The sequence below is a fragment of the Desulfopila sp. IMCC35006 genome (assembly GCF_005116645.1).
GTDB lineage: Bacteria > Desulfobacterota > Desulfobulbia > Desulfobulbales > Desulfocapsaceae > Desulforhopalus_A.
Genome location: NZ_SWCM01000012.1, coordinates 103,779 through 116,319, shown reverse-complemented (window position 1 = coordinate 116,319; position 12,541 = coordinate 103,779). Strand labels below are relative to the sequence as shown.

At 52.2% G+C, this 12,541-nt stretch carries 13 protein-coding genes; 8 read left to right on the top strand and 5 right to left on the bottom strand.

Annotation, left to right across the window (positions count from 1 at the left end):
- The first annotated feature begins 271 nt into the window (after positions 1–271).
- From FCL47_RS18500 to FCL47_RS18470, 7 genes are all read left to right on the top strand, one after another.
- On the top strand, positions 272–1,168 hold the full coding sequence (locus FCL47_RS18500; RefSeq protein WP_136815122.1) for a transposase: 897 nt from the start codon (positions 272–274) through the stop codon (positions 1,166–1,168).
- Positions 1,165–3,015: an ATP-dependent zinc metalloprotease FtsH gene (gene ftsH / locus FCL47_RS18495; protein WP_136815121.1), complete on the top strand. Its 1,851-nt coding sequence runs from the start codon at positions 1,165–1,167 to the stop codon at positions 3,013–3,015. Before FCL47_RS18500 ends, ftsH begins: the two co-directional genes overlap by 4 nt.
- Positions 3,012–3,518 carry a cytochrome c3 family protein gene (locus FCL47_RS18490; RefSeq protein ID WP_136815120.1) on the top strand — a complete coding sequence of 169 codons (507 nt, stop codon included), beginning with the start codon at positions 3,012–3,014 and terminating at the stop codon, positions 3,516–3,518. The genes ftsH and FCL47_RS18490 overlap by 4 nt, the downstream gene beginning before the upstream one ends.
- A 24-nt stretch (positions 3,519–3,542) precedes the next feature.
- Positions 3,543–4,478, top strand: coding sequence for a 4Fe-4S dicluster domain-containing protein (locus tag FCL47_RS18485; RefSeq protein WP_136815119.1), 936 nt, complete (start codon positions 3,543–3,545; stop codon positions 4,476–4,478).
- Complete coding sequence (locus FCL47_RS18480; RefSeq protein ID WP_136815118.1) at positions 4,475–5,737, top strand: polysulfide reductase; 1,263 nt, start codon at positions 4,475–4,477, stop codon at positions 5,735–5,737. The genes FCL47_RS18485 and FCL47_RS18480 overlap by 4 nt, the downstream gene beginning before the upstream one ends.
- A gap of 279 nt (positions 5,738–6,016) precedes the next feature.
- A complete protein-coding gene (locus FCL47_RS18475; protein WP_136815117.1) occupies positions 6,017–6,214 on the top strand; it encodes a hypothetical protein in 198 nt (65 codons plus the stop codon).
- A gap of 32 nt (positions 6,215–6,246) precedes the next feature.
- Positions 6,247–6,540: a hypothetical protein gene (locus FCL47_RS18470; protein WP_240744292.1), complete on the top strand. Its 294-nt coding sequence runs from the start codon at positions 6,247–6,249 to the stop codon at positions 6,538–6,540.
- Positions 6,541–6,590: 50 nt separating this feature from the next.
- Here FCL47_RS18470 and FCL47_RS18465 read toward each other — a convergent pair whose 3' ends face one another.
- From FCL47_RS18465 to tgt, 4 genes are all read right to left on the bottom strand, one after another.
- Positions 6,591–7,211 carry a flavin reductase family protein gene (locus FCL47_RS18465; RefSeq protein WP_136815116.1) on the bottom strand — a complete coding sequence of 207 codons (621 nt, stop codon included), beginning with the start codon at positions 7,209–7,211 and terminating at the stop codon, positions 6,591–6,593.
- Between the two features lie 27 nt (positions 7,212–7,238).
- The gene (gene rnhA, locus FCL47_RS18460; protein WP_136815115.1) at positions 7,239–7,949 is read right to left on the bottom strand and encodes a ribonuclease HI; all 711 of its coding nucleotides are present in this window, start codon (positions 7,947–7,949) and stop codon (positions 7,239–7,241) included.
- Between the two features lie 111 nt (positions 7,950–8,060).
- Positions 8,061–8,420: a preprotein translocase subunit YajC gene (yajC, locus tag FCL47_RS18455; RefSeq protein WP_136815114.1), complete on the bottom strand. Its 360-nt coding sequence runs from the start codon at positions 8,418–8,420 to the stop codon at positions 8,061–8,063.
- Positions 8,421–8,513: 93 nt separating this feature from the next.
- A complete protein-coding gene (tgt, locus tag FCL47_RS18450) occupies positions 8,514–9,632 on the bottom strand; it encodes a tRNA guanosine(34) transglycosylase Tgt (protein WP_136815113.1) in 1,119 nt (372 codons plus the stop codon).
- A gap of 220 nt (positions 9,633–9,852) precedes the next feature.
- On the opposite strand from tgt, the gene FCL47_RS18445 reads away from it, so the two are divergent.
- Positions 9,853–11,217, top strand: coding sequence for a response regulator (locus FCL47_RS18445; RefSeq protein ID WP_136815112.1), 1,365 nt, complete (start codon positions 9,853–9,855; stop codon positions 11,215–11,217).
- A 212-nt stretch (positions 11,218–11,429) separates the two neighbouring features.
- Here the strand turns inward: FCL47_RS18445 and FCL47_RS18440 are convergent, their stop codons facing one another.
- Entirely contained in the window at positions 11,430–12,515 is a 1,086-nt protein-coding gene (locus tag FCL47_RS18440; RefSeq protein ID WP_167496557.1) for a phosphotransferase enzyme family protein, read from the bottom strand.
- Positions 12,516–12,541 lie beyond the last annotated feature (26 nt).

Sequence of the window (12,541 nt, the reverse complement as noted above, 5' to 3'; positions counted from 1 at the left end):
TAGAACTCCAATGTGCCTGCTTGCCACAGAAGTGTTGCCACATATCTGTGGCAAAATCCATGATTGTGTCGCATAGCCGGGAAAATATTCGGTACTGCCTGCTGCGTTATTTCCTCATCACAAGGCTGCAGCTTCCTCTTTTTTCCTGTAATCCCGAACCAATACGTTCATTGCCCGATCCTGCTTTTCCGGCTGGCACTCCATATGCTAGTGAGATATTGACCAGGATAGGTGGAACCGAAGCAACCACACCTAAAGGGGAATACAAAAAATGAATTCTTTTCAGAGACATACGTCGAAAACCCTGTTTGCCACAGAACACGCCTGCGTCACCTATCTGTTTCAGAAACGCTGGCCGTGGGGATTCAAATGCCCATTCTGCATGAGATTGCAGCCCGAGGTGGCTCCCGCCTATACAGTCGTCTGCCGATATTGCCGCAAGCAGACATCTATAACCGCCCACACCCTGATGCACGGCAGTAAAAAAAATCTGGTCGCGTGGATGCGCGTGGCCTCGCAGTTTTGCTTTCACGACCGGGGGGTAAGTGCGCGAGAGCTTCAGCGGTTGATGGAGCTTTCCTGCTACCAGACGGCCTGGAGCTGGTTGCTGAAAATCCGCCGCGGCGCCTCCCGGGCAGAGTCTGCTCCATGTTCCGGCATGGTACTTTTTGAGGTTCTACCGCTGCCAACTTCATCGGTAACGGATAACAAGACTATCGATATAGGCATGGCCCTGGAAATGGGCCAGGACAACCGGGACACGGCCCGCGTCCGACTCCTGGCCCTGGATATGGATACACCTGAAGAAATCGCCACTGCGATCAGCAGCCTCGTTGCCAAAAATGTCATCCTGCTGCTCGAAAACCGACGCTGGAGCGATGTAAGCAAGCTCCGTGCGTCCTATACCCTGGTGCCACCAACGCCACAACAGCTGGCTCAGGGAGACCTTCTTATGGAGGAAACATCGAGATGGCTTGATGATCTGTATCACGGTGCAATCGATACCGGTTACCTGCAAAGCTACCTTGATGAATTCTGTTTTCGCCATAACACGGCGTCCTGGCCCGACCGGCTGGCGGTTCTCGATCATCTGCTGACCGGTTTAATCACCTCGGTTGACGAAACGACTTCGACCTCTCGATCAACAGCCAGAGTGAGGATGACATGAAGAACCGATTTCAGGCAGGCTTACTGTTAATTTTTCTGAGCATCCTCGGAGTCCTCGGCTACAATGTCTGGCTGTCGGAGACAACACCACCCGAGCAGAACTACACCGATTTTCTCGCGGATCTTAAAAATAAACAGATCGTTGCCGTGCACATCAGCGGATCAGAAATCCGCGGCGAAGACAGGATAGGTCGAAAATTCAGAACATTTTCACCGGATATTCCAACCCTTATGCCGTCTCTGCTGGCAGCTGGGACAACGGTCAGTGCCGAACCGCCGCCGAGCCTGTTCGTCCAGCTGAATCCTCTGATTTTCCTGGTTATTTTTGTGGCAGCTCTGTGGCGGTTTTTCTCCGGCCAGTCCTTTACCGGCAGCAAAATATGGCAGGACAAGCGTTTTCAGTTCAGAGCAGAACCAGCTGACATGAAAACCTTTGCCGATGTGGCCGGCATCGATGAGGTGCAGGATGAGCTCAAGGAAATCGTCGATTTTCTGAAAAACCATGAAAAATACAACCTGCTTGGCGGACGCATCCCTAAAGGCGTTCTGCTGCAGGGCCCACCCGGTACCGGCAAGACCCTGCTGGCCCGGGCAATCGCCGGAGAGGCGTTGGTACCCTTCTATCTCATCGGCGGCTCGGATTTTGTCGAAATGTTTGCCGGCGTAGGTGCTTCAAGAGTCCGGGAACTGTTCAAACTTGCCAAAAAAAATGCTCCCTGCATCGTCTTTATCGATGAAATAGACGCAATCGGCGGCAGAAGAAGCAACGGCAGCAGTTCCCATGAAGAACGGGAACAGACCCTCAACGCCCTGCTCGTCGAAATGGATGGTTTTTCCAGCAACGAAACGGTGATCGTCATCGGGGCGACCAACCGGCCGGACGTCCTCGATCCAGCGCTGTTGCGGCCCGGGCGATTCGACCGGCAATTAACCGTCTCCCTGCCGAACCTGCACGGCCGGGTCAAGATTCTTGAAGTGCACACCCGGCCGGTCACCATCTCGCCGGCCTTAAACCTGACGGTTATTGCCCAGGGCATCCCGGGCTTCAGCGGTGCCGATATCGCCAATCTGGTCAACGAAGCGGCCCTGACCGCCGCCAGGCAGAAAAAACAGGCGGTGGAAATGAGTGATTTCGACCAGGCAAAGGACAAAATCATGATGGGCCTCGAACAAAAAAATGCGGCCATCAATGAAAAAGAGCGACGAATAATCGCCTATCACGAGGCCGGCCACGCCATTGTCGCCCGCCTGCTGCCGGAAACAGACAGCCTCCACAAAATTACCATTATACCGCGGGGCATCGCCCTTGGCCTGACCCAGCAGATACCCATCGAGCAGCGCTACACCTACTCGCTGACGTATCTGCTCAACCGGATCAAGGTCCTGCTCGGGGGACGAATCGCCGAGACAATCGTATTCCATCACCTTTCTACCGGGGCGGCAAACGACATTGCCGCCGCAACGGATATTGCCAGTCGCCTGGTCTGCGAATGGGGTATGAGCAGTGCCATCGGTTCGACGGTATATCGTCGAAAACAGCAGCGATTTCTCGGCAGCGCCGAAACAGGCGGAACTTTCAGCGAGGCGACTGCCCGCGAAATCGATCTTGAGGTACGCAGGATCATCAACGACTGCTACGCCGAAACAGAAAAACTGCTGCGCAGCAATAACAGGCTCATTCACGAACTGGCGGAGGTATTGCTGATCAACGAAACGATTGATGCGGAAGAAATGGAAATCGTTATGCAATGTTATGTCAACTCACAAAAAAGTGATAAACAAGGACCGGCCGAGCAGGCCCAGATCGACCAGTCTGATATCGACAAAACCGAGGAGATCCCGGCATGAGAAAATTATCCCCTACCGCCATGCTGTGCGGCTCTATTCTTATGGTCATCCTGTGCAGTTTTACCGGCCGTCCCCTGGCCATGGAGAAAGACGAGGCACCAGCCAGCGTGACTATCGATTATCTCCAGGAGCTCTATACAGCGGTAGACTTCGATCACCAGATGCATGCTGACAACTACGCCTGCAATACCTGTCATCATCACACCACTGGAGACGGTCCAGCCAACGATACCTGTGCAAAGTGTCATGGTGATTCGGGGCCAGCAGGCGACGTGTCCTGCTCCAGCTGCCATGATCGACAACAAGCTGCTTCCGCTTCGCCTGCAGGGCACAGACACAGCGATGTCTATCACATCGACAAACCTGCTTTAAAGGGGGCTTTACACCTGCAATGCCACGGCTGCCACCAGGTGGAGGATGGCCCTACCGGATGTCAGGACTGCCATGCCTTCACCCCGAAAGGACGAAAAATATTTGGTGTACACAACAATGTCAATGATTGAGTCGCAAAGAAAGAGGAGGAGGCAATGCGAGAAAAAATAAGCCGAAGGTCCATCTTGAAAAATGGTCTGCTGGGAACGGTTACGGCCCTGTTATTGCGCCCCAAAGCGGGGAAAGCGCATGATATCAAAAAATATCCGGACAGCATGGGAGTGCTGGTCGATCTGAGTCGCTGCGTCGGCTGCAGAAGCTGCGAGGCGGCCTGCAGGGCAGAGCAGAACCTGCCCGAGCCTGATCTCCCCTACACCGACCAGACCGTATTTGAAGAGCTGGAACACGGGAGACAACGCCGAACTGACGAAACCCGCTTTACCGTGGTCAATCGCTACGACCCTCCCGATCTTGGCCATCCGCTGTACCGGAAAGTGCAATGCAACCATTGTCAGGAACCCGCCTGCCTTTCCTCCTGCTTTGTCAATGCCTACACCAAGACCCCCGAGGGTGCCGTCGTCTATAATCCGGATGTCTGCGTCGGCTGCCGGACCTGTATGATCGCCTGTCCTTTTTATATTCCAACCTTCAAGTATTCAAGCGCCTTTTCTCCGCAGATCATGAAATGCCGCTTCTGCTACGATACCAGGCTGAAATTCGGCAAACCGCCTGCCTGTGTAGAGGCCTGCCCGCAGGAGGCACTGCAGTTTGGCAAACGCGACGAGCTGATCAAAATAGGCAGGCGCCGCATAGAGGAAAACAACGGCAGCTACGTCGACCATATTTACGGGGAATATGAGGCTGGCGGCACCTCCTGGCTCTACCTGTCCAAGGTGCCTTTTGCGCAAGCGGGATTCGACATGACGGTGCCCCATGCACCGATTCTCGATTCAGTCAAGAATTTTCTGGGCATAGTGCCGATGGTTTTGACGATCTGGCCGGCGCTGTTCGCTGGTTTTCATCTCCTGGCAACCCGCAAAGACCAGGCCAGGGATAACGCACGCGACAACAGCCAGGAGGATGCATCATGAAGGCGTTAATCTCTGAAGATATCCACTTACCGGTGAGCAGCTCAAGCCAGCCCGATGGAACCCTGTGGACCCTGCGCAAAAAACTTTTCCTTGGCCTGACGACCAGGCAATACCTGCAGCAATTGCGGCGAAACCCCGTGAACTGGCTGCTTCTGGTCATTTTTGCGGTGGGGCTGCCTCTTCTGTTGCAGCGCTATATATACGGGCTTGGCTCAGTCACCCATGCCTCCAACGATTACCCGTGGGGTCTTTTTCTCGGCTTTGGCCTCTTTGGCATGGTGCCGCTGTCCGCGTCCGGCTTTCTGCTGGGCACTACGGTGACTCTTTTTGGGCGCGAAGATTTCCACCCGATTGAACGTCTGGCCCTGCTGAACGGATTGCTTGGCTATTTCTTCGCCGTCGTGTATCTCGAGGTGGATCTGGGCATGCCCTGGCGACTGGCTTACCCGATGTTTGTCTCCCTTGGCCCTGCCGCAGTTCTTTTTCTCGTCGCCTGGCATGTGGCCACCTATCTTTCGGTGCAGATTGCCGAGGTACTCCCCGCCCTGTTTGAATGGCTTGGCCGACCTGCCTGGAAACAGTACATAAAACGAATCGGCCTCGGTCTTACCATTGCAGGAATTATTCTGTCTACCCTGCACCAGGGCGCCCTGGGGGCTCTCTTTAATTATGCCCCAACCAAGCTCCACCCTCTGTGGCTTTCCATTGAGTTTCAATGGATTCATTTTCTCTGTTCGGCGGTCTTTGGCGGGCTGGCTATGGTTATCGTCAGCTCAACCCTGATCAACCGCTTCATGCACTGGCGCTGCGGCAAGGCCTTCAGGGAAAATCTCGAGAGGATGACGCTGGGCATGGCCAAAGGTGCGTCCTATGCAATGATCACCTATCTGGTCATTAAACTGGTGGCGGTCGCCCACGACAATGAATGGGAACTCCTTCTCACCGGCTGGGGCTTTTATTATCTTATGGAGATAGGTCTCGGGGTCGTGCTGCCGATGATGCTTTTTGCCCGCGGGGTCCGCAACGAATCGGTGCGGCCCGTTCGCATTGCCGCTTTTATTGCGGTCGTCGGGGTGGTCTGGAATCGTCTGAATACGGCCATTTTCTGTTTCAACTACCAGCTCTACCAGGACGTACCTTACTGGAAGGAGATCTGGCTGACCGTCACCCTCTATGCCCTCTATTTTATTGTCTACCGTTTTATCGTCTATCGGTTGCCGATCGTCTTTGACTGGCAGGAATCCTCCATGGATAAGTAAAGACAAGGCACCTATCCTGCAGGATGTACAACAGTTATGTAGCTCTGTTGCACTGCTACCCGCCGCCATACAACAGTTTTTAGTTAAATACTTGCTTTGCTTTGCGGAAAATGCGCAGAGAGATTTCTAGAAACAAGATAAACCTATTTATTACAGTTAGTTAAAAATATTACTCAATGTCCCTTTGGTAGACAGGCTTCTGGCACGTCTGATGCAACTCCATACACAAAGGATGGTTAGCTGGAACACCGAGATCAATACGTACCAATGGAGGACACCATGAATACCCCGATTATCACCAAAGACAAAATTCAGGTAGACCTTAGCGACGAAATCATGGGCTTTACCCTCAAGGCTGGCATTGCACTGTGCTGCCTGATTGGTATCTGGGGAGTTGCCTGCATTGTCGGCGGCATGATGAGTTCCGGCCCTCTGGCCATGCTTCGAGGGTATCTTACCGCAATCACGGGCGTATAAGAGAAACAAATATTCATCAGCAGGAGAAAGATATGGCTATCAAGGATATGAAATCTACCAGAATATTCATGGCAGGGACCGGGTGTTTATTTGGGATGTGGGCTCTGGCTGCCTTAGTTGGCGGACTGCACCGGGTCAACTGGCAAGTGACGGAACTGATGCGACAGTATCTTGTGGCATCCGGTATGGTTCAACCGATACACACCATGGTTGATTTTTATACGCACATCAAAGGTATTGAATATATTATCTGCGTGGTGTTTTTTGTCGCCTTTCCGGCATTCTTTCAATATGTCGAGAAGCGAAAGACCCCTATCAGAAGGTAATGAGGTCTGGCCGGTTCCCATGCGGCGCATGGGAACCAGGGGCGAGGGTACTATTTCTTTACCTTTCTCGGCGCAAACTTCTTTTGGTGCCTCGCCTGACGAACGGACTTCCTGGCGACTGAATAGCCGAAAGTGCCCAGTGGCTGCCGGGAAAGGGAGAAATATTCACCATGGCAATAGGCAAGCAGTCCGGCTTTGCCCAACTGAATCGTACCATTCTGGTCAATAAGCGATTTTTCCACCTTATTGCCGACAATCTCGGCAACAAAGAGATCATGGCTGCCGAGCTCGGTCACCGAACGGACTTTACATTCCAGCGCAACCGGGCTTTTTTTCAGGGATGGGACCACGATGTTGCTTCCAGGTTCCAGCTCCATGCCGAAATGTTTAATTTTATCGACGGTACGCCCCGATCGACAGCCACAGAAATCGGTCATCTTGACCATCTCACGGGTCGTAAGATTAATGACGAATTCGCCGGTGGCCCGGATATTGTCATAGGATAATCGTTCCTTGCGCACGGCAATGGTCACCAGCGGTGGATGGGAGCAGGCGACTCCGGTCCAGCCGACGGTAAACACATTGACCTTACCTTCCCGGTTAATTGTCGTCACCAGCACCGCCGGTACCGGCCCGAACAGGATGGAACCTTTAAAGAGTTCTTTCGTCACAATTTTACACGCCGCTGAGCATTAATTTTACGACGCCATCGCCGCTTCATAGACCACATCCGTCACCATATCGCTCTGCCGGGCGGCGGCTACAGCCAGTCGGTCACAGCGCTCATTAAGCTCGTTGCCGGCATGTCCCTTCACCCAGTTAAAACTGACATCGACGCCCTCCAGCAGGTCAAGCAGCTCCCGCCAGAGATCAATATTCAACACCGGCTGTCCGTCACTTTTTTGCCACCCCCTAGTCCGCCATTTCTTCGCCCAGCCTTTTTTTATGCCGTTTACCAGATAGCTTGAATCGGAGAAGAGAATGATTTTTTTCCCGCATCTCCGCAGTTCCCGCAAGGCAACGATGGCCGCCATCATTTCCATCCGATTGTTGGTGGTATGTCGAAAACCACCGGAGAGCTCCCGCCGCGTACCGTCGGTTTCAATGACAACCCCATAGCCGCCGGGACCGGGGTTATTGATGCTGCCTCCATCGGTATAAACTATAATGGCCTCAGGGTCACAGGGCTGTGGAGCCGGTTTGGCGTAAGGTTCCTGCCGACTTTCACCGGGCCGCTCTTTTTTCTGATAGACGGGGTTTGCCAGCCATGCTTCGGCTTCCGCCCTGGTTGGGAAACTTTTAAATTTTGCCGCAGCAAAGCCTTTGACCTGTTTTTCTGCAGTCGCCCAGTCGGTATATATCCCCGTGCTGCGACCTACAGCCACTGCATAGTATTTTTTCCCTGCCATACCTGTTTCTCACGAACTCAATAAATAGAAGAAGCCGAATCACCCTCCTGGGCAATCCGGCTTTTTAATCTTTCTCCACAACCTGTGAGGATATCAGCAGCCTTTAATTCCTCAACCACCGGAGCTTTTCAGATCTTTTTTGACCGGGGCAGTACCGCCATCTTTATTGAGCGAGCCACCGATCGCATCCCGGGAAACCTTCACGGAAATATCTTTAGCGATTTCCAGGGTAATGACCGTATCCGCCACTGCGAGTATAACGCCGTGCAAACCGCCTTTAGTGACTACTTTCTGGCCTTTTTTCAAATCATTGAGGAAGGCCTGATGCAGTTTTGCCTGCTTCTGCTGTGGCCTGATCAGCAAAAAGTAAAAGACAACAAAGATCAGAATAAGCGGGATAAATGAGGCAAATCCTCCGGCACCCATACTGCCGCCAGCAGCAGGGGCAGCCGCATAAGCAATTCCTGTCATAATAAATCCTCCAAAAAAGTAACGTGGATATGTAAAAATGTGTTCAATGGCACATCACTTACATATATAATCATAAAACTGTGTGCATGGTAATCATTCAGGCTCGAGCTTGCTATAAAAATCTTTCCGAAACCGGCCAAAACTGTCTGTCTCGATCGCCTGACGGATATCGGCCATTAAATGCAGATAGTAATGCAGATTATGGATGGTATTCAGATGGTAGCTGAGAATTTCCCGAGCCTGGAAAAGATGGCGCAAATACGCCCTGCTGTAGTTTCTACAGGTATAACAGCTGCACTCTTCGTCAAGCGGTTTATGGTCATCGCGAAAGCGGGAATTCTTGATGGAAAGTTTCCCGGTTGAAGTAAAGAGTGAGCCGTTTCGGGCGTTTCTGGTCGGCATGACGCAGTCGAACATATCGATGCCGCGCCAGACGCCCTCCACCAGATCGGCCGGGGTACCGACTCCCATCAGATATACAGGATAGTCTTTTGGCAGGCAGGGTACCGTCGCCTCCGTCATCTCGTGCATGAGGTTTTTTTCCTCCCCGACACTGAGCCCCCCGATAGCATAGCCGTCAAAACCGATATCGATCAGGGCAGCAGCATGATCCTTGCGTAAATCCGGATACATCCCTCCCTGCACAATACCAAAGAGCAGCTGCTCTCTTTTGCTGTGGGCCTCCCGGCATCGCCTGGCCCACCTGCTGGTCAGATCAGTGGCCTTGATGGCCTCATCCCGCGAAGCGGGAAAAGGAATACAGGTGTCAAGGCACATCATGATATCTGAACCAAGCGACTGCTGCACGTGTATCGCGTCTTCCGGGCTCAAAAACAATTTAGAGCCGTCGAGGTGGGAGCGAAACGCCGCACCCTCCTCGGTAATGGTGGCCAGTTCTTTTAAACTGAAGATCTGAAAACCGCCGCTGTCGGTCAGAATCGAGCCCTTCCAGTTCATGAAGTTATGCAGGCCGCCAAAACTCGCAATCAGTTCGTGACCCGGCCGGATGAAAAGATGGTACGTGTTGCCGAGAATAATCTGCGCCTTCATTTCGAGCAGGTTTTCCGGTGTCACCGCCTTGACGGTACCCTGGGTTCCGACCGGCATAAAGACCGGGGTCTGGAAAACACCCTGCCTGGTGCGCACTTCGCCTCTTCTGGCGGCACATTCTGAAGAGTTGCAATGGAGGGTAAATGGTGATGTAGTGTGCATAATATATAAATTTTTTAATATTTTTTGAGTTGCGCTATCCGGTGGACGTCATAGCATCGTTCGCAGGAATTTGCAAGTGCCCGTGGTTCTGAAGGATTCCTGCATATATCTGAATAGTTACCAAGATCTTTGCTTTTACGTAGAATTTTCTGCATACTAAGAGAAGCCGTGAAAAGAATAACGCCCTCTACATCCGACTTCAACTCAGAACCCCATTATCATGAAAACCGTCGTCATCATCGAAAATGAAGCTGTCGAACTCAAGGCGCTGGTCGGTCTTTTTGAGCATTGGCAACAAGAAATCAACGTCCTGACCGCAAGAGAAGAACGAGCAGCCATAACAATCATGTCTCAACAGCAGGTCGATCTGGTCGTCTGCGACCTCTCCCTGCCGAAAAGCAGCTCCCTGGAAGATTTTTCACTGCTCACCCATACGTTTCCCTATATTCCCTGCATTGCCTTATCCAGAGACGATGGCTACATCCCGGAAGAAGCCATGCGGCGCGGGGCCAGTCACTGTCTCGAAAAACCGGTTAACACTTCGAATCTGCTCATGCATGCCGGGGAACTGCTCGACTCGGCAACCAGCGGAACGGTTAAAGGCATTCCCATCCATAGTCTGCTGCAAATGCTCGAGACTGAGGAAAAGACCTGCACTCTCCAGGTCAATCGCCAGCATGACACCGGCCACCTCTATGTCAAGGAGGGCGCCCTGATCGGTGCAGAAACCAAACACTTCACCGGGGAGGCGGCAGCACACCTCATCCTGTCTTGGCAGGAAACCGTCATCAGAATACGCTACTTCAACGGCCAGCGAAAGAGACAGATTAACAAACCGCTGATTTCCATCATCATGGAAGCCTTTCGTCTTGGCGGCGAAAGGAATAAGGTGCACAGCAAAGCGTCTTCAGCAAACAGGCTGCAACTGCCCTTGCAACACCTGTCAACCCTCGGCAAGCGCATTCCTCTGGAGATCGGATCCCGGCTCCAGCTGGAATTTCCGCACCTGGACTCCCTGTTTGAAAGTGTCATGGTCGGCATGCTCCAGGAAAATTATCTGATTGCCACCAATCCTCAGCCCTCGTCCGATATGGAGGATCTGGTCGGCGGAAAACAAAGGATTGTCATTAAATATGTCCATAAAGGACGGGTATGGATGTTCAAGTCGCAACTCCTCAAGGCGGTCGATTCCCCCTCCCAGCTCCTCTTTTTGGAATATCCAGGGGCGATTCACTATCATGAGCTGCGAAAAGCCAAGAGGAGTTCAATTTTTATCCCCAGCACCTTTCATATCCATCAACAACCGGAGCTTTATGGGAACCTTGTCGATCTGAGTTCAACCGGCGGACTGTATCTGATCAAACATAAAAACGGCATCCCTCTGCCGCAGATCGACCTGAATACCTCCATTCTCCTCCGCTGCCTGCTGCCGGGAATAAAAGAAGAACAGCAGATCAACGGCACGGTCAGAAATATGCAGATCGACCCTGCCGAAACCCGCATCGGCATCGAATTTGTCAATCTCCAGCCGCACCTGGCCGATACCATCGGCCAGTATCTCTATTCAATCGAAAGCATGGGATAGGGCTTAGTGACTTAGAAAAACTTCTCTTGTGCTCTTTAGAAGAGAAGTTTTTCGTGAAGGAACTTATACCCGTCAAGCGAGTACTGAAGAGAGTACCCGTCAAGCGAGTACTGAACTGAGTACCCTCAAGGGGCCTTGAAAATAATCCCGCAACGCTTTTGGGCGGGATTAGTGGCTTGCTATTAATCATCCCCGGCTCATTCAATCGCCTGTCAGTGCCCACAATCCAACACCATCTTCCGGATCTCCAATTCCCGTTCAGCGATAGCATCGGCCAGTCGGAACTGCCGGAGAGCTTTAAAGAGATTGTCGCCGTCCTGCTGCACTTTGAAATAAAGGTTGCCGCGCAGATGATCGGTAAAAAAACGGAGGCCCAGTTCAAAACAGATCAGCAACACTCCATCAAAAACATAGTTGCACTGTTCTTTTGTCAGCAGCGGTGCGGAACCGGAAAAATAGCCGTCAAGCAGCGCCCGGCAGAACGTCATGTCAAACAGGTCCACGACATCATCTGTCCCCGTTTCTCCTGACCGGTTGCAACAGGAACGCAGGCAATCTCCCAGATCGTAATGCACAAGGCCCATGGCCACAGTATCAAGATCGATCAGACCATCCACATCACCTTGATCATTAAAGACGAAGTTATCTACTTTCGGATCGCCATGGATTGGCTGGAGAGTAAGAATACCACTGTTTTTAGCGTTTTCGAGAGTTGCTGCCTGCAGGCGATACCGTTCAACAGCTGCCATACATGCCTGAACTTCACCGGCTGCAACGGCGCCGGTCGGTCTCTTGAGCATCTCGTTGTCATACTCTTGCAGATAACCTGGCAGGTAATGAAAGCCCGGCAGAGGGTCATGCAGCCCCTGGACATCTAACTCGCTGATACGGCGATGAAAAGAAGCCAGTACCCGGCCGACCTGACGCGCCTGCCCGGAACTGGTCAGAACCCGATAATTTTTATGCTTGATATACGTCTGGGCTCGCCAGAAAGAGCCGGAATCGTCACGGTAATATAAGCAGTTTTCGGTAGTCAGCACCGGTTCGGCCACCTGTAATTGTCGTCCGGCCCTGTTGTTGTATTGAAGGAGGTGGTTGCTGACTTTTTGAAAATTATTGATGACTCGCAGCGGTTCCTTGAACACGTCGCTGTTGATTCTCTGCAGAACAAAGGATTGGGAACCGGCCTGAACCAGGTAGGTATCGTTAATATTGCCGGAACCAAGAACCGTTACCTTGCAGGTGGATGGGTCCTGGCAAAATGCGTCAAGTACGTCGGGGGCATAAAATTTTTTCATAAAAGCCGGCGGCGAGACAATTCGAT

What these genes read in the sequence shown, in the direction of transcription:
- FCL47_RS18500 (WP_136815122.1), top strand. Translation starts at nt 272, where the DNA reads ATGAATTCTTTTCAGAGACATACGTCGAAAACCCTGTTTGCCACAGAA.
- ftsH (WP_136815121.1), top strand. Translation starts at nt 1,165, where the DNA reads ATGAAGAACCGATTTCAGGCAGGCTTACTGTTAATTTTTCTGAGCATC.
- FCL47_RS18490 (WP_136815120.1), top strand. Translation starts at nt 3,012, where the DNA reads ATGAGAAAATTATCCCCTACCGCCATGCTGTGCGGCTCTATTCTTATG.
- FCL47_RS18485 (WP_136815119.1), top strand. Translation starts at nt 3,543, where the DNA reads ATGCGAGAAAAAATAAGCCGAAGGTCCATCTTGAAAAATGGTCTGCTG.
- FCL47_RS18480 (WP_136815118.1), top strand. Translation starts at nt 4,475, where the DNA reads ATGAAGGCGTTAATCTCTGAAGATATCCACTTACCGGTGAGCAGCTCA.
- FCL47_RS18475 (WP_136815117.1), top strand. Translation starts at nt 6,017, where the DNA reads ATGAATACCCCGATTATCACCAAAGACAAAATTCAGGTAGACCTTAGC.
- FCL47_RS18470 (WP_240744292.1), top strand. Translation starts at nt 6,247, where the DNA reads ATGGCTATCAAGGATATGAAATCTACCAGAATATTCATGGCAGGGACC.
- rnhA (WP_136815115.1), bottom strand. Translation starts at nt 7,949, where the DNA reads ATGGCAGGGAAAAAATACTATGCAGTGGCTGTAGGTCGCAGCACGGGG.
- yajC (WP_136815114.1), bottom strand. Translation starts at nt 8,420, where the DNA reads ATGACAGGAATTGCTTATGCGGCTGCCCCTGCTGCTGGCGGCAGTATG.
- tgt (WP_136815113.1), bottom strand. Translation starts at nt 9,632, where the DNA reads ATGCACACTACATCACCATTTACCCTCCATTGCAACTCTTCAGAATGT.
- FCL47_RS18445 (WP_136815112.1), top strand. Translation starts at nt 9,853, where the DNA reads ATGAAAACCGTCGTCATCATCGAAAATGAAGCTGTCGAACTCAAGGCG.
- FCL47_RS18440 (WP_167496557.1), bottom strand. Translation starts at nt 12,515, where the DNA reads ATGAAAAAATTTTATGCCCCCGACGTACTTGACGCATTTTGCCAGGAC.